This is a genomic window from Rhizobium sp. CRRU65 (assembly GCF_048551595.1).
Classification (GTDB): domain Bacteria; phylum Pseudomonadota; class Alphaproteobacteria; order Rhizobiales; family Rhizobiaceae; genus Rhizobium; species Rhizobium leguminosarum_J.
Genome location: NZ_JBLYZH010000003.1, coordinates 454,813 through 468,028 on the forward strand (window position 1 = coordinate 454,813; position 13,216 = coordinate 468,028).

The window sequence follows — 13,216 nt, forward strand, 5'->3', positions numbered from 1 at the left end:
GTTCGAACCGTAGTTCAGGGCCTCCACTGGAGGTTCTGACAGCGATCGGTCTTGCTCCCGCAAGACGCTGCAACAAACCTCCCTTGCCCGTTTAAGGTCATCCGCTCTGCGCTTGGTCTTAAACCGATGACACATCGCAATCGGCCCGACCGATGCGCGTGGATCTTTTCCTGTGCTTGCGTCCTCCCGCAAGCTGCGTTGCCGATCCCAGCTTTAGAGTCGCATGAGAAAACCTTTTCTCACTTGACATGGAGATTGGTAAAAGCTTTTCTCAGGTCACTTCAGAAGGAGGATGTTCTGAACATATCGGGAGGAAAAAGAGGCAGGATCACCATCCACGAGGTGGCGGCGGCTGCCGCGGTGAGCATCTCGACGGCGTCGAAAGCTCTCAATGATACCGGCCGGATGGGGTCGGAAACGCGCGAACGGGTGAAACGGATCGCCGCCGAAATCGGATATCGGCCGAATGCGCTGGCGAGAGGTCTTCTCAGCAAGCGCAGCTTCACCATCGGGCTGCTGACGAACGACACTTACGGCCGTTTCACGCTGCCTGTCATGGCGGGTATCTCGGACGCACTCGTCGATCACGGCGTTTCGGTCTTCCTGTGCGCCATTGAAGACGATCCGGCGCTCGCCCAGATCCATGTCGATGCGATGCTGGACAAACAGGTCGACGGCATCATCGCGACGGGAAAACGCCTGGACCGGCGCCTGCCTGTCGATCTGTCGAATTTGCATGTGCCTGTGGTCTATGCGTTCACCGAGGGGGCGCAAAACAGCGTCACCTTCCGGTCGGACGACGAGCAGGGTGCGAAGCTGGCCGTCGAATGGCTGATGAAGATCGGACGGCGGCGGATTGCGCACATCACCGGGCCGCAGGATTTCTTCTCGGTGCGGGAACGTGCCGGCGCCTATCACGAGGTGGCCGGTCACCGCGAGCCGGTGCTCTACGGCGTCTGGTCGGAAAGCTGGGGGCATGATGCGGTCGAACAGCTTTGGAAGAGACCCGGAGAAAAACCGGATGCGCTCTTCTGCGGCAATGACCAGATCGCCCGCGGCGCTGTGGATGCGTTGCGCGAGCGCGGCGTCAAGGTGCCGCAGGACGTCTCGGTCATCGGCTTTGACAATTGGGAGATTGTCGCGGCCCAGACGCGGCCGCCGCTGACAACGGTGGACATGGAACTGAAGGAGCTCGGGCGGCAAGCCGGATTGACCGTGCTTGCACTTGCGGAAGGCCGGCCTGTCGAGCCGGGAGTGAGGAAATTGCCGTGCCGGCTGATCGTCCGGCAGTCATGCGGGGGAAAGCCCCCAAGGGAATGAGAACAAGAGAATGAGCAAAGGCGCGAGGAGATGCGCCATATCGGGAGGAGTGTCATGATCAAGCGTCTATTGGCTGCGACCAGCATCGCTACCTTATGTCTGGTGTCGGCCGCGTCAGCTGCCGAAAATGTCGAAATGTGGGTTCGCTCGGGGATCGGCGATGCCTTCAAGAAGGTCGTCGAAGCCTATAATTCCGGTCACGAGAACAAGGTCGTGATGACCGAGGTGCCGTTCTCCGAGCTGGTACAGAAATATGCGACGGCAATCGCCGGCGGACAGGCGCCGGATGCCCTGTCGATGGATCTCATTTATAATCCCGCCTTTGCCGCGGCCGGCCAGCTGGAAGACCTGACGGACTGGGCAAAATCCCTGCCCTATTTCAATTCGCTTTCGCCATCGCATGTTCGCCTCGGCACCTATCAGGACCGGATTTACGGCCTGCCGCTTTCGGTCGAAACCTCCGTCTTCGCCTGGAACAAGGATCTCTACAAGAAGGCCGGTCTCGACCCGGAAAAAGCGCCGGCGAATTGGGACGAAATTACCGCCAATGCCGAGAAGATCCGGGCGCTGGGTGACGATACCTACGGCTTCTATTTCTCCGGTGGCGGCTGCGGCGGCTGCATGATCTTCACATTCACGCCGCTTGTCTGGGGTGCCGGCGCTGATATTCTGTCGGCCGACAGCAAGACGGCGACGCTCGATACGCCTGAGATGCGCAAGGCCGTCGATATCTACCGCAACATGGTCAAGAAGGACCTCGTACCGGCGGGTGCCGCCAGCGACAACGGCGCCAACTTCCTGACCTTCACCAACGGCAAGATCGGCCAGCAAAGCCTCGGCGCCTTTGCCATCGGCACGCTGGTAACCGAGCATCCCGATATCAACTTCGGCGTGACCCTCATTCCTGGCGTCGACGGCAAGCCCTCGTCCTTTGCCGGCGGCGACAACTTCGTCATCACCAAGGGCACGAAGAAGATCGACGCGGTGAAGGAGTTCCTCGAATATATCTATTCGATGGACGGCCAGAAGATCATGGCGAAGTATGGCAGCCTGCCGACGCGCGGCGATATCGCCGACAAGGTGCTTGAGGGCCTCGATCCGCGCATGCAGGTTGGCCTGAAGGCGATCGGCGTCGCCAAGACACCCTATACGCTGCAGTTCAACGACCTGATCAACAGCGCCAACGGGCCTTGGGCCAGCTTCACCAACGCCTCGATCTTCGGCGACGATGTCGACGGGGCGTTTTCGAGCGCCCAGTCGGAGATGCAATCGATCATCGATAGCGGCCAATAACTCTCTCCCGGCCGCGGCCGGGGAGCGGTGGCAGCTTCCCGGCCAATTTCACTCGACAGATGCGGAGCGTTTTGATGACCGGTTCCGGTTCAGAGATTCTATTGCCTCGGCGCAAGCGACGGCGCCGATCGAACTGGCGCGGCCTCGTCTACATTGCGCCGGCCATGGCGCTGGTCATCGTCTTCTTCATCATGCCGGTTCTCTTCACCGGATGGATGAGCCTGCATAACTGGCCGCTGATGGGGGCGTCACGCTGGATCGGTTTCAACAATTATGTCCGCATGGCCAACGACACCCGTTTCATGACGGCGCTGAATTTCACGGCCTATTATACCGTGATCGTCACCATCGCGATCTTTGCCATCGCCTTTCCGCTGGCAATCTTCGTCGAAAAGGAACGGCAGTTCGTCGGCGCCTACCGGACGATCATCTTCCTGCCCGTCGTGGTCGGCCTTGCCACCGCCTCACTGCTCTGGGTCTGGCTCGCCAATGTCGATAGCGGCTTCATCGGCCCGGCCTTGAAGGCGCTCGGCCTCGTCGAAAAGAGCCCCAATCTGCTTGCGACCTTCGACACCGCCTTTCTGACGGTCGTGGTGATGGTCGTCTGGAAAATCGCCGGCTTCACCATGATCATTCTTTTGACCGGGCTTCAGGCCATTCCGTCCGAGCTGACGGAGGCCGCCCGCATCGACGGCGCCGGCCGCTGGCAGCGTTTCCGGCATCTGACGCTGCCGCTGATGCGCAAGACGATCGCATTGGCGCTGATCGTCTCCGTCACCGGTTCGATCCTCGCCTTCGACCAGTTCTACATCATGACGTCGGGGGGACCGCAGAACAAGATGATCTCGGTGGTCTACTACATCTTCAATCAGTCCTTCGTGTCGTTCAATCTCGGTTATGGCGCAGCGCTGTCGATCGTGCTTCTCGCCATCCTGGTGGCGATCAGCATCGTGCAGCTCTGGCTGCTTCGCGTCGGGGAGGAGCGTCCATGACCACGTCAAGGGAACGCCGCGCGCGCAAGGCCATTCGGACGAAGTCGGCCTATCATCTGACCGGCATCGCTATCTCGATCTTCTTTCTCGCCCCCTTCGTGATCACGCTGTTGTCGTCCTTCCGGCATGGCACGGAGGCCAGCCTGCCGCCCTTGCCGCCATGGCCGACCTCAGGCGTCAGCATCGATTCCTACGCGCTGCTCGACACGTTCGGCGCCGGTATCTGGCGGCACATGATCAATTCGCTGTTCGTTTCGGTCGCCACCGTGGTGCTCACCGTCGCTGTCAGCCTGCTCGCCGGTTATGGCTTCTCGCGCTATCGATTCCCGCTGAAGAATGCGCTCTTCGTGCTGATCATCGCGACGCTGATGATCCCGTTCCAGTCGATCCTGACACCGCTCTTCATCATCCTTGCAAAGCTCGGCCTCAACAATTCGCTGCTTGGGCTGACGCTCGTCTATGTGACGCTGCAACTGCCCTTCTCGGTGTTCATGATGCGCAACGCCTTCGACGCCGTGCCGAAGGAGATCGAAGAGGCTGCGCGCATCGACGGCGCGCGCGACCTCCGGCTTCTGGTGCGGGTTCTTCTGCCGCTGGTGCTTCCCGGTGTCGCGACGGTCGCGATCTTTGCCTTCCTCAATGCCTGGAACGAGTTTCTCGCTGCGCTGGTGCTGCTTTCCAGCAATGAGAAATACACCCTGCCGGTGCTGATGACGGCGGTTCGCGCCGGACGGCTCGGCGCCATCAACTGGGGAGCGGTCCAGGCCGGTGTCGTCGTCATGACGATCCCTTGCCTGATCGTCTTCCTGCTCCTGCAACGCTACTACATGCGCGGGCTGATGGCCGGCGCGGTGAAATGATCTTAGAGAAAGTGGAGCCTATGACCAAACCAAGCAATGACCGCCAGTTTCGTCCCGTCGCCGTTCCCGATGTGGAGCTTGGCGGCTTCTGGGGCAAATGGCAGGATGCCGTCTGCAATTCCACTGCCGAGACCCTGCTCGACCGCTGCGTCGAGGCCGGCATGCTCAAGGCGATCGATGTCAGCCAGCCGAGCCCGGGGGTCGTCATTCCCATTCAGCCATGGGGCGGGACGACGCAGATGTTCTGGGATTCCGACCTCGGCAAGTCGATCGAAACGATCGCCTATTCGCTCTATCGCCGGCCGAACCCGAAGCTCGAAGCGCGTGCCGACGAGATCATCGACATGTATGAGAAGCTGCAGGATGAGGACGGCTATCTGAACGCCTGGTTCCAGCGTGTGGAGCCGAGCCGCCGCTGGACCAATCTGCGCGACCATCACGAACTCTATTGCGCCGGCCACCTGATGGAAGCCGCGGTCGCCTATTATCAGGCGACCGGCAAACGCAAGCTGCTCGACATCATGTGCCGTTATGCCGATTACATGATCAAGATTTTCGGCCATCGCGAAGGCCAGATATCAGGCTATTGCGGCCACGAGGAAGTCGAGCTGGCGCTGGTCAAGCTCGCTCGCGTGACGGATGAGAAGAAATATCTCGAGCTGTCGAAATACTTCATCGACGAACGCGGCACCGAACCGCATTTCTTCACCGCCGAGGCAAGCCGCGATGGGCGCGATGTCTCCGAGTACCACCAGAAGACCTATGAATATGCGCAGGCGCACCAGCCGGTGCGCGCGCAAACAAAGGTCGTCGGCCACGCCGTGCGCGCCATGTACCTCTATTCGGGCATGGCCGACATCGCCACCGAATACAAGGACGACAGCCTGACGGCAGCGCTGGAAACGCTCTGGGACGATCTGACGACCAAGCAGATGTACATCACCGGCGGCATCGGGCCGGCGGCCTCCAACGAGGGCTTTACCGATTACTTCGATCTGCCGAACGATACCGCCTATGCGGAGACCTGCGCCTCGGTCGGGCTGGTGTTCTGGGCGAGCCGCATGCTCGGCCGCGGTCCGGATCGGCGCTATGCCGACATCATGGAGCAGGCGCTTTACAACGGCGCTCTGCCGGGGCTTTCGATCGACGGCAAGACCTTCTTCTATGACAATCCGCTCGAAAGTGCCGGCAAGCACCACCGGTGGAAATGGCACCATTGCCCCTGCTGCCCGCCCAACATCGCCCGGCTGGTGACGTCGATCGGCTCCTACATGTACGCCGTTTCGGATAACGAGATCGCCGTGCACCTCTATGGTGAGAGCACCGCGCGGCTGAAGCTTGCCAATGGCGCCGAGGTCGAACTCGAGCAGACCACCAATTATCCGTGGGAAGGTGCGGTCGCCTTTACCACCAGGCTGGAGAAGCCGGCGAAGTTTGCACTGTCGCTGCGCGTTCCGGACTGGGCTGATGGCGCAACCCTCAGCGTCAACGGAGAGATGCTCGATCTCAATGCCAATATGCGGGACGGATATGCCAGGATCGATCGTGAGTGGGCCGCGGGCGATCGTGTCGCCCTCTACCTGCCGCTGGCGCTTCGGCCGCAATATGCCAACCCGAAGGTGCGCCAGGATGCCGGGCGCGTCGCATTGATGCGCGGCCCGCTGGTCTATTGCGTCGAAACGACCGACAACGGCGAAGACCTCAACGCCATCGTCCTGCCGCGTGAGCTCTCCACAGCCGAAACCGTCGTGCTGAAGGATCTCAATGATGCCGTCGCCCTCGATCTCAAGGTCGAGCGCGAGGAAACATCGAACTGGGGAACAGCGCTCTACCGCAAGGCGCCGGCGGAAAGGCAGGTCGCCACCGCGCGTTTCGTGCCCTATCATCTCTGGGACAACCGCGCGCCCGGAGAGATGCTCGTCTGGGTCCAGTCGGACAGATAGGTCTTTTTGGGGATGACCAACGGTATGGGTAACAAGAGCGTCGTGCTCCAGGACGTGCGAAAAAGCTATGGCAATCTGCAGGTGGTCCACGGGATCGACCTGACGATCGCGGAGGGCGAATTCGTCGTCTTCGTCGGCCCTTCCGGCTGCGGAAAATCGACGCTTCTTCGCATGATCGCCGGCCTGGAAGACGTGACCGACGGGGAGGTCGAGATCAAGGGACGTGTTGTCACCGATCTCGATCCGTCCGAGCGCGGCATCGCCATGGTCTTTCAGTCCTACGCACTTTATCCGCATATGAGCGTGCGCGACAATCTGGCCTTCGGGTTGAAGATGGCGCGCACCAATGCCGCGGAGATAGAGACCCGCGTCAAGGCCGCCTCCGCGATCCTGAAGATCGACCATCTCCTCGACCGGCGGCCGGGACAGCTTTCCGGCGGCCAGCGGCAGCGTGTGGCGATTGGCCGGGCGATCGTGCGCAAGCCGGACGTCTTCCTGTTCGACGAGCCGCTGTCCAATCTCGATGCGGAACTGCGCGTTTCGATGCGCATCGAGATCGCCCGCCTCCACCGCGAACTCGGCAATACGATGATCTATGTCACGCACGACCAGACGGAGGCGATGACGCTCGCCGACAAGATCGTCGTGCTGCGCGACGGCCGCGTCGAACAGGCGGGAACGCCGCGGGAAATCTACGAGAATCCCTCCAATACCTTCGTGGCGGGCTTCATCGGCTCGCCGAGGATGAACCTGCTCAACGCCCGTTGGGGTGAGGGGGGCCTGGTCGAGGTCGCCAGCCGGCAGATCGAAAGCGGCCTGCCGCTGGCGGACAGGCCAGTCGGTGGCGCGGTGACGCTCGGCCTGCGGCCGGAGCATCTGAAGGTCGCCTCCGACCCATCGGGCAGCCTGACGGCCAGGGTCGATTTTTCGGAATATCTCGGGGGAACGCAATATCTCTATTGCCAGCTTGCCGATGGCCAGTCGCTGACCGTCGAACATCGGTCACCGATCAGTATCGCGGCGGGCGAGCAGGTGAGCCTGCTGTTTGAACCGTCGGATTGCCGGTTGTTCGACGAGGGTGGCAACCGATTGCGCTAGCCAACAGCGGTCGTCAGGATCACAGGCGGGCGACCACTCCGCGATCGGGCGGTCGAACTTCACTCGGCGATCGCTAGTGTCATGAGCTCTGCCGCCCTTTGCCGGGCCTGCCTGTCGGCGGCGAAGACATCGTCCATGCCGGAAGCCGGCGGCAGGCCGGCGAGGTCGTCCATGACCCTTTCGGTGATCTCGGCCATGGCAAGGAAAGACAACCGCCCTTCGATGAAGGCTTCGAGCGCCACTTCCTTGGCGCCGTTCAGCACTGCGCCCTGAACGCCGCCGCGGGTCATCGCCAGGCGCGCGAGCCGCAGCGCCGGAAACCGCACGTCATCCGGGGCCTCGAAATCCAGCCTGGCGAGCTTGGCGAAATCCAGCCGCTCCACCGGCAGGTTCGGCCGGCGCGGAAAGGACAGGGCATAACCGATGGCGGTGCGCATATCGGGCGCGCCGAGCTGCGCCAGCACCGACCCATCCGTATAGCCGACCATTGAATGGATGATCGACTGCGGATGGAAGATGACCTCGATCTGTTCGGGTCTGAGGCCGAAAAGGTGCCGGGCTTCGATCATCTCCAGCGCCTTGTTGAACATCGAGGCGCTGTCGATCGAGATCTTCAAGCCCATCGACCAGTTCGGGTGGGCGCGTGCGGTTTCCACCGTCACATTAGCCATGTCACGCAGCGAAGCGGTGCGGAAGGGGCCACCCGACGCCGTCAGGATAACCCGCTCGACGGCGTGGCGCTGGTTCTCTTCCAGCACCTGGAAGATGGCGTTGTGCTCGCTGTCGACCGGAAGCAGCTTGCCGCCGCCCGCCCGGATCGCTGCGATGAAGAGATCGCCGGCCGATACCAGGCATTCTTTGTTGGCAAGGGCGATATCGGCGCCGCGGCGTGCAGCGGCAAGCGTCGGTGCCAGGCCGGCAGTGCCGACGATTGCCGCCATCACCCAGTCGACTTCGCGGTCGGCGGCTTCCATCAGCCCGGATTTTCCCGAAGCGACCGCGATGCCGCTGCCGGAAAGTTCGCTCTTCAGTGATTCGTAATGGCGGTCGTTTGCCGTCACCGCCAACAGCGCGCCTGATGATTTCGCCTGCCGGGCCAGCAATTCGACATTGCCGTTGCCTGTCAGCACGGAGATTTCGAAGTTCTCCCGTCCGCCCAGGTGGTCGACGACATCGAGTGTATTCTGGCCGATCGAACCCGTCGAACCGAAGATGCTGAGGCGCCGCGGCGCGCTTTTGCCGGTCATCATGTGGAATTTCGCGAAAACTTCTCTCGTAGGCTCAGGCTCTACTAGGCTTTGGGGGGGGCGGCAAGTGTGCGGTGCAGCAGATTTCAACTGCTGAGGGGTTTACAGAGCAGCGGTCGGATGTGATGTTTATAACATTGCTGGCGGATTCGGTTCCGCCGCGGCCGTTCACGGCCGCATGGCAAGTCGGGGTGCTGCGGCGTCCATCGAAGAACAGGCACTCGGTGCCGCCGGCCTTTCGGCCAACCATTAAATCGAGGATGAAACCGGGATGGGCGGCTTGGCCGTGATCCCTCGTCGCGTTCGTTGCGAACGCTTTCATATGCGCTGCTGCGTCGACTTCCACGCAGCGGCCCTGTGTCAGGTCAAAACGCTTTACCTTCATGACGACATTCAAAATAGCATGCATTCTTTTCGCCATCCTACCCTCGCTCCCCGCTGCAGCGAGGGCAGACGACCTGGTGATCTGGTCGCCGGCCAAGCTTTCGGACCGGTCCTACAAGGCGACGATAGGGTTTCGCCTGCCGGCGGAATGGGAGACGAGCGCCGGCGCCGACATCGCGCTTGCCTCGATCAAAGGCGGGGCGCTGCTGCCCGATTCCGAACAGGCAATGCTTTGGGGCAGAATCACCAGGACGAGCGTCACCCCGGCAGGCCGGTCACAGCAGGGTGCCAGCGTCAGCGTCGATACGTTGCGCGGCAGCGGCGCGCTGACCCTCAGCCGCTCGCGCAGCTGGATCCTCTCCGATTCGCTCGACATGCAATCGAGCCGATCCATCAGCGTGCAATATGACGCGGTCGAGGCCCGGCAGGCTTCGGTGACGGCATCGCAGGCGCTGAAGCTGATTCATCCCTGGACCGGAACCTCGCTTTCGGCAGGCACAGGCGTCAGCAATGCCAGCGGCGACTTCTCGAGCACGGTGGGGGTCAGCCAGGCCATTCTGCCGAACCTCAATCTCGATGCCTCGGTGAGCAATCCATTTTCAGGGGGTGAGGCGGGCAGCGTCAATCTCCGTTATCGCGTCAATTGGTAGCGGGCGCTGAACCAAACTCTGCCGACCAGCGTTTCATACGAGGTTTTCACGGAGGAACGGATCATGGTTTCAAGGAGCAGACATTTCACGGGCTCGAGCCCGAGATGGAAATAGAGATCGCCAATCGTGCAACGGTCGAGGCAGCCGTTGCCAATGCGCTGGCGATTGCCGGCGGCATCGATGCGTCGGATGTCGAGGTGACGATGGAGAACGATCAGATCGTGTTGAGCGGCACCGTTGGCACAGTGGGCGAAATCGAGCGGGCAACCGCGGTTGCCAAGGCGGTCGAAGGCGTGGATACGGTGCAGAACCGGATCCTGCTTGGCGGATCCTCCTTCGACGGCACGCATTAGACAGATAGCGGGTTGGCCCGCGGTCAGACCTGCCGGACGAGGAATAGTTCTACATCGTCGCCTAAGCCGGCGCTCAGCTGATCAACCGGCGAAGCGTTCGACGAGGAAGGACGAGCCGGCCAGACGATCCGTTTTCTGCGCGGCGACCGACCCTTGCGGCTGGTAGGCGATGGCAAGCAGCACGGCGCTGACGGCGACATAGGCGATAGCCAAAAGAATCATCTTGATACGCATGATGAATACTCCAGTTTCACAATAAACGCGGCTGATATTGCGAAGTTCCTCATCTGCGAGATCTGGGCGAGATCAAAATGGAAAAGCCCGGCCGATAGGATCAGCCGGGCTTTCCTTGCATAAGGTTTGCCTTAACGGCAGATTCGGGTTTCCTTGACGACCGTATGGCCGTGACGGCGGATTTTTTCCGTCTTGGTGAAGCAATCCTGTGAGACGTGGCGCGGCCTCATATGATGGCGGTAATAGGGCCGTTCAGCGTGGCGGTAATTGGGGCGTGCGTCATCCGTGGTGATGGTCACACTTGCCGCCTGGGACGGCATTGCGGAAAAGATAGATGCAGCGGCGAGCGTGCAGGCAAGGATAATCTGTTTCATGACAAGCCTCTCTTTCTGAGTTGGTCACGGCATCAACTCGCTGGAAGCGCAGTCGGTTCAATCACATAGAGTTACCGATTGTGTCGAAGGCAGAAACCTTTGACGCGCCGGATCGTTAGCGCAGGGGATAGCCGGAGGCATCGATCATGGGACAGATTGCAAGGATCATCACCATCGTCGCCGGGCTTGCCGGCGGCACGGCCTTTTCGCAGGCGCCGGAATTTGCGCAGCAATACCGCCAGCGGATCGGTGGGGCGATCGACGAATTGCGCGTCATCGTCGAGGATTTCAATACTCAGGCCGCCGAGCATCATCTCGATCGCCAGCAGGCGCTGAACGCCTATGCGCTATCATCCGACAACTTCCTGCGCGACCGCGGCGTCTCGATGCAGAGCACGATCACGCGCTATGAAACGCTGCTCTCGCAGCAGCTTCACCTCGGCACCGCCGCACCCGTCGCCAAGCCTTTTGTTCTGCTGGGGAATGCCGATGACGTCGTCTTCGCCAATACCTGGCGCGACTTCGTGCCCGGCGTCCCCGTCAGCTTTGCGGGTCTTGTCTGGGGCGCGATTGGCTTTGTCGGAGGTTGGGTCGTGGCGGCGTTACTGGGATTGGGGGCGCGGCGGTGGACAAGAACCACGCGGCCGTCACCCCGGCCTTGGAAGAATGGAAGCGGCTGAAGACACTCGGGGTCGGTATATCATGACTAATTGCGCTAGCCGGTCTCACAGTCGGCGGGATGGTCGCCTATGCGAGCGATGGTGCTGCGGCGACCCTTAGGCATTGGCTGAAAATCAACTGATCGCCAGCGCTTTGCGTGCAAGGCTTTGACAGAAGCGCTTTTGGCCGGATCGGAGATTATTTCGGCTTAACCGGTTTTCACAACGGCTCGTGACAACATTCAAAACTCATCTTAAGGATTTGTTAAACTATAAAAGCGCGGGAGGCTCGCATGGACGGGGGCGGAGTCGAGAAGCCGTTTTACCCAAACTTCAACATGATCAGGCTCGTCGCAGCCTCGATGGTCATCTTCTCGCATGCGTTCCTCATCTCGGAAAAGACCGAGGCGAACGAGCCCTTTGTGCGTTTGCTCGGCGAGGGCAAGCTTCTCGGCATATTCGGCGTCTATGTGTTTTTCATCACGAGCGGGTTCCTCGTCACGCAGAGCGCGCAGTTCGGCAGCGTGGGTGGTTTTCTCTGGCGGCGGGCGCTGAGGATATATCCGGCGCTCGTCGTCTGCACGCTGCTCAGCGTCTATGTCTTAGGCCCCTTCTTCAGCCCGTTGGGAATCAGCGGTTACTTGCTCAAGTCGCTTCATGTGAAGACGACAGTGCATTCGTTGCTCGATCCGAGCTTTGGCATGACCCTGCCGCATGTGCAGTTTTATGATCCAGCAATCTCGTCGCTTGCCATCTCCATCAACGGCTCTCTCTGGACGATCGGGCAGGAAATCTTGTGCTACCTGATCGTCGCGGGATTAATGGCAATCGCGTGTCTGCGAGCGCCGTTCATGGCACTTGCGCTCGCCGTGGGCGTGACCTGGGAGCTCTTCTTCGATCATCCGTGGCCAGACAGACGGCTCCTGACTGATTTCACTTTCATCGCTCCCTACTTCTTCTGCGGTTCGTTTCTCTGGTTCGTGATGGACAGGCGGCAGCCAAATATTGTCCTGGCGTTGATCTTCGTGGCGCTCGGCGTGCTCTGCCTCGTCTTCTGGCCCGCCTATCTCCACGGACCTATGTTGTTTGCCTATCCGCTTGCCTACATCGCGACTTCACCGACCATACGCCTGCCGACCCTCGATCGGTTGGGCGACGTCTCCTACGGGACCTATCTCTATGGCTGGCCAGTGGAGCAGGTGATGAACCATGCCCTCGGCCAGTACAGCACGTGGTGGATGGTCTTCGCCCTTTCTTTGCCGACAAGCTTGTTGCTCGGCTGGCTTTCATGGCATCTGCTGGAAAAGCGTGCGCTGCGATTGAAGCGAATTTCATTCTTCCAGCGGCAGCCTTTCAGTCCGTTAAGCTGACTTCGACCCACACACCCGAGCGAGTGCAGTCTGGCGCGCTTGATCAGAAGGTTCTGCCCGTCACATTTGGCCGCGTCGCCATCGACGACGGTCAACGATGCGCAGATGATGCAGCAATCATCGCAATATCTATTCGTTCGTCGTGGCCGACGGCTCTGCCAAAGACGGGCACCGTGTGCATAACCTATACAGCTCCTGATGACTGGCAACATGTTGCATCTCATGTTGCACGGATTCGCCGCGACCTCGTTGAAATGCTTGGAAATCAGGGGAAGCGCTTGCAACACGAATGCAACAAGCGAAATGGATTATCTAGTCGTAAGTTATTGAAATTAATGGTGATCCCGGCGCGATTCGAACGCGCGACCCCCAGATTAGGAATCTGGTGCTCTATCCTGCTGAGCTACGGGACCACTTGAGTGCCATGCATACAAAAGGC

General features: G+C 60.6%; 14 protein-coding genes, 1 tRNA gene and 1 pseudogene. 11 read left to right on the forward strand and 5 right to left on the reverse strand.

The features are described 5' to 3' along the window. Window positions 1-342 precede the first annotated feature (342 nt). The 6 genes from ACM5SV_RS08440 (at window position 343) to ACM5SV_RS08465 (ending at window position 7,506) form a co-directional block, all read left to right on the forward strand. A complete protein-coding gene (locus ACM5SV_RS08440) occupies window positions 343-1,320 on the forward strand; it encodes a LacI family DNA-binding transcriptional regulator (RefSeq protein ID WP_012759221.1) in 978 nt (325 codons plus the stop codon). A 54-nt stretch (window positions 1,321-1,374) separates the two neighbouring features. Then, complete coding sequence (locus ACM5SV_RS08445; RefSeq protein WP_012759220.1) at window positions 1,375-2,613, forward strand: ABC transporter substrate-binding protein; 1,239 nt, start codon at window positions 1,375-1,377, stop codon at window positions 2,611-2,613. A 74-nt stretch (window positions 2,614-2,687) separates the two neighbouring features. Continuing rightward, the gene (locus ACM5SV_RS08450; RefSeq protein ID WP_128408074.1) at window positions 2,688-3,605 is read left to right on the forward strand and encodes a carbohydrate ABC transporter permease; all 918 of its coding nucleotides are present in this window, start codon (window positions 2,688-2,690) and stop codon (window positions 3,603-3,605) included. Continuing rightward, a complete protein-coding gene (locus ACM5SV_RS08455; protein WP_012759218.1) occupies window positions 3,602-4,465 on the forward strand; it encodes a carbohydrate ABC transporter permease in 864 nt (287 codons plus the stop codon). The genes ACM5SV_RS08450 and ACM5SV_RS08455 overlap by 4 nt, the downstream gene beginning before the upstream one ends. 20 nt (window positions 4,466-4,485) lie before the next feature. After that, on the forward strand, window positions 4,486-6,408 hold the full coding sequence (locus ACM5SV_RS08460; RefSeq protein WP_041935583.1) for a glycoside hydrolase family 127 protein: 1,923 nt from the start codon (window positions 4,486-4,488) through the stop codon (window positions 6,406-6,408). Between the two features lie 12 nt (window positions 6,409-6,420). Beyond that, complete coding sequence (locus ACM5SV_RS08465) at window positions 6,421-7,506, forward strand: ABC transporter ATP-binding protein (RefSeq protein WP_113547545.1); 1,086 nt, start codon at window positions 6,421-6,423, stop codon at window positions 7,504-7,506. A 59-nt stretch (window positions 7,507-7,565) separates the two neighbouring features. Here ACM5SV_RS08465 and dxr read toward each other — a convergent pair whose 3' ends face one another. Together dxr and ACM5SV_RS08475 are read right to left on the reverse strand one after the other, a co-directional pair. Then, window positions 7,566-8,756: a 1-deoxy-D-xylulose-5-phosphate reductoisomerase gene (dxr, locus tag ACM5SV_RS08470; protein ID WP_128408077.1), complete on the reverse strand. Its 1,191-nt coding sequence runs from the start codon at window positions 8,754-8,756 to the stop codon at window positions 7,566-7,568. A gap of 31 nt (window positions 8,757-8,787) precedes the next feature. Continuing rightward, window positions 8,788-9,174 (reverse strand): hypothetical protein, encoded by a 387-nt coding sequence (locus ACM5SV_RS08475; protein ID WP_419425179.1) that lies wholly within the window; start codon window positions 9,172-9,174, stop codon window positions 8,788-8,790. Between ACM5SV_RS08475 and ACM5SV_RS08480 the strand changes: the two genes are divergently transcribed. Both ACM5SV_RS08480 and ACM5SV_RS08485 read left to right on the forward strand, forming a co-directional pair. Further along, window positions 9,137-9,787: a hypothetical protein gene (locus ACM5SV_RS08480; RefSeq protein ID WP_128408078.1), complete on the forward strand. Its 651-nt coding sequence runs from the start codon at window positions 9,137-9,139 to the stop codon at window positions 9,785-9,787. The genes ACM5SV_RS08475 and ACM5SV_RS08480 overlap by 38 nt on opposite strands. A 104-nt stretch (window positions 9,788-9,891) precedes the next feature. Beyond that, window positions 9,892-10,140 carry a BON domain-containing protein gene (locus ACM5SV_RS08485; protein ID WP_419425175.1) on the forward strand — a complete coding sequence of 83 codons (249 nt, stop codon included), beginning with the start codon at window positions 9,892-9,894 and terminating at the stop codon, window positions 10,138-10,140. A gap of 81 nt (window positions 10,141-10,221) precedes the next feature. Here the strand turns inward: ACM5SV_RS08485 and ACM5SV_RS08490 are convergent, their stop codons facing one another. Together ACM5SV_RS08490 and ACM5SV_RS08495 are read right to left on the reverse strand one after the other, a co-directional pair. After that, complete coding sequence (locus ACM5SV_RS08490; RefSeq protein WP_012759212.1) at window positions 10,222-10,374, reverse strand: hypothetical protein; 153 nt, start codon at window positions 10,372-10,374, stop codon at window positions 10,222-10,224. Window positions 10,375-10,505: 131 nt separating this feature from the next. Continuing rightward, window positions 10,506-10,748 (reverse strand): hypothetical protein, encoded by a 243-nt coding sequence (locus tag ACM5SV_RS08495; protein ID WP_221969472.1) that lies wholly within the window; start codon window positions 10,746-10,748, stop codon window positions 10,506-10,508. A 146-nt stretch (window positions 10,749-10,894) separates the two neighbouring features. On the opposite strand from ACM5SV_RS08495, the gene ACM5SV_RS08500 reads away from it, so the two are divergent. The 3 genes and pseudogenes from ACM5SV_RS08500 (at window position 10,895) to ACM5SV_RS08510 (ending at window position 12,777) form a co-directional block, all read left to right on the forward strand. After that, the gene (locus tag ACM5SV_RS08500) at window positions 10,895-11,428 is read left to right on the forward strand and encodes a DUF2937 family protein (RefSeq protein WP_222014521.1); all 534 of its coding nucleotides are present in this window, start codon (window positions 10,895-10,897) and stop codon (window positions 11,426-11,428) included. Continuing rightward, window positions 11,374-11,550: pseudogene (locus tag ACM5SV_RS08505) on the forward strand (DUF1515 domain-containing protein); the annotation flags it as partial. The gene ACM5SV_RS08500 and the pseudogene ACM5SV_RS08505, both read left to right, overlap by 55 nt. A 150-nt stretch (window positions 11,551-11,700) precedes the next feature. Then, window positions 11,701-12,777: an acyltransferase family protein gene (locus tag ACM5SV_RS08510; RefSeq protein WP_222014519.1), complete on the forward strand. Its 1,077-nt coding sequence runs from the start codon at window positions 11,701-11,703 to the stop codon at window positions 12,775-12,777. Window positions 12,778-13,113: 336 nt separating this feature from the next. Here the strand turns inward: ACM5SV_RS08510 and ACM5SV_RS08515 are convergent. Then, window positions 13,114-13,190, reverse strand: a tRNA-Arg gene (locus ACM5SV_RS08515). Between the last annotated feature and the right edge of the window lie 26 nt (window positions 13,191-13,216).

Excerpts from the sequence above, each read along its gene's own strand:
- ACM5SV_RS08510 (WP_222014519.1), top strand. The coding sequence starts at position 11,701 with ATGGACGGGGGCGGAGTCGAGAAGCCGTTTTACCCAAACTTCAACATG.
- ACM5SV_RS08485 (WP_419425175.1), top strand. The coding sequence starts at position 9,892 with ATGGAAATAGAGATCGCCAATCGTGCAACGGTCGAGGCAGCCGTTGCC.
- ACM5SV_RS08480 (WP_128408078.1), top strand. The coding sequence starts at position 9,137 with ATGACGACATTCAAAATAGCATGCATTCTTTTCGCCATCCTACCCTCG.
- dxr (WP_128408077.1), bottom strand. The coding sequence starts at position 8,756 with ATGATGACCGGCAAAAGCGCGCCGCGGCGCCTCAGCATCTTCGGTTCG.
- ACM5SV_RS08450 (WP_128408074.1), top strand. The coding sequence starts at position 2,688 with ATGACCGGTTCCGGTTCAGAGATTCTATTGCCTCGGCGCAAGCGACGG.
- ACM5SV_RS08445 (WP_012759220.1), top strand. The coding sequence starts at position 1,375 with ATGATCAAGCGTCTATTGGCTGCGACCAGCATCGCTACCTTATGTCTG.
- ACM5SV_RS08460 (WP_041935583.1), top strand. The coding sequence starts at position 4,486 with ATGACCAAACCAAGCAATGACCGCCAGTTTCGTCCCGTCGCCGTTCCC.
- ACM5SV_RS08500 (WP_222014521.1), top strand. The coding sequence starts at position 10,895 with ATGGGACAGATTGCAAGGATCATCACCATCGTCGCCGGGCTTGCCGGC.
- ACM5SV_RS08465 (WP_113547545.1), top strand. The coding sequence starts at position 6,421 with ATGACCAACGGTATGGGTAACAAGAGCGTCGTGCTCCAGGACGTGCGA.
- ACM5SV_RS08490 (WP_012759212.1), bottom strand. The coding sequence starts at position 10,374 with ATGCGTATCAAGATGATTCTTTTGGCTATCGCCTATGTCGCCGTCAGC.
- ACM5SV_RS08495 (WP_221969472.1), bottom strand. The coding sequence starts at position 10,748 with ATGAAACAGATTATCCTTGCCTGCACGCTCGCCGCTGCATCTATCTTT.
- ACM5SV_RS08455 (WP_012759218.1), top strand. The coding sequence starts at position 3,602 with ATGACCACGTCAAGGGAACGCCGCGCGCGCAAGGCCATTCGGACGAAG.
- ACM5SV_RS08475 (WP_419425179.1), bottom strand. The coding sequence starts at position 9,174 with ATGGCGAAAAGAATGCATGCTATTTTGAATGTCGTCATGAAGGTAAAG.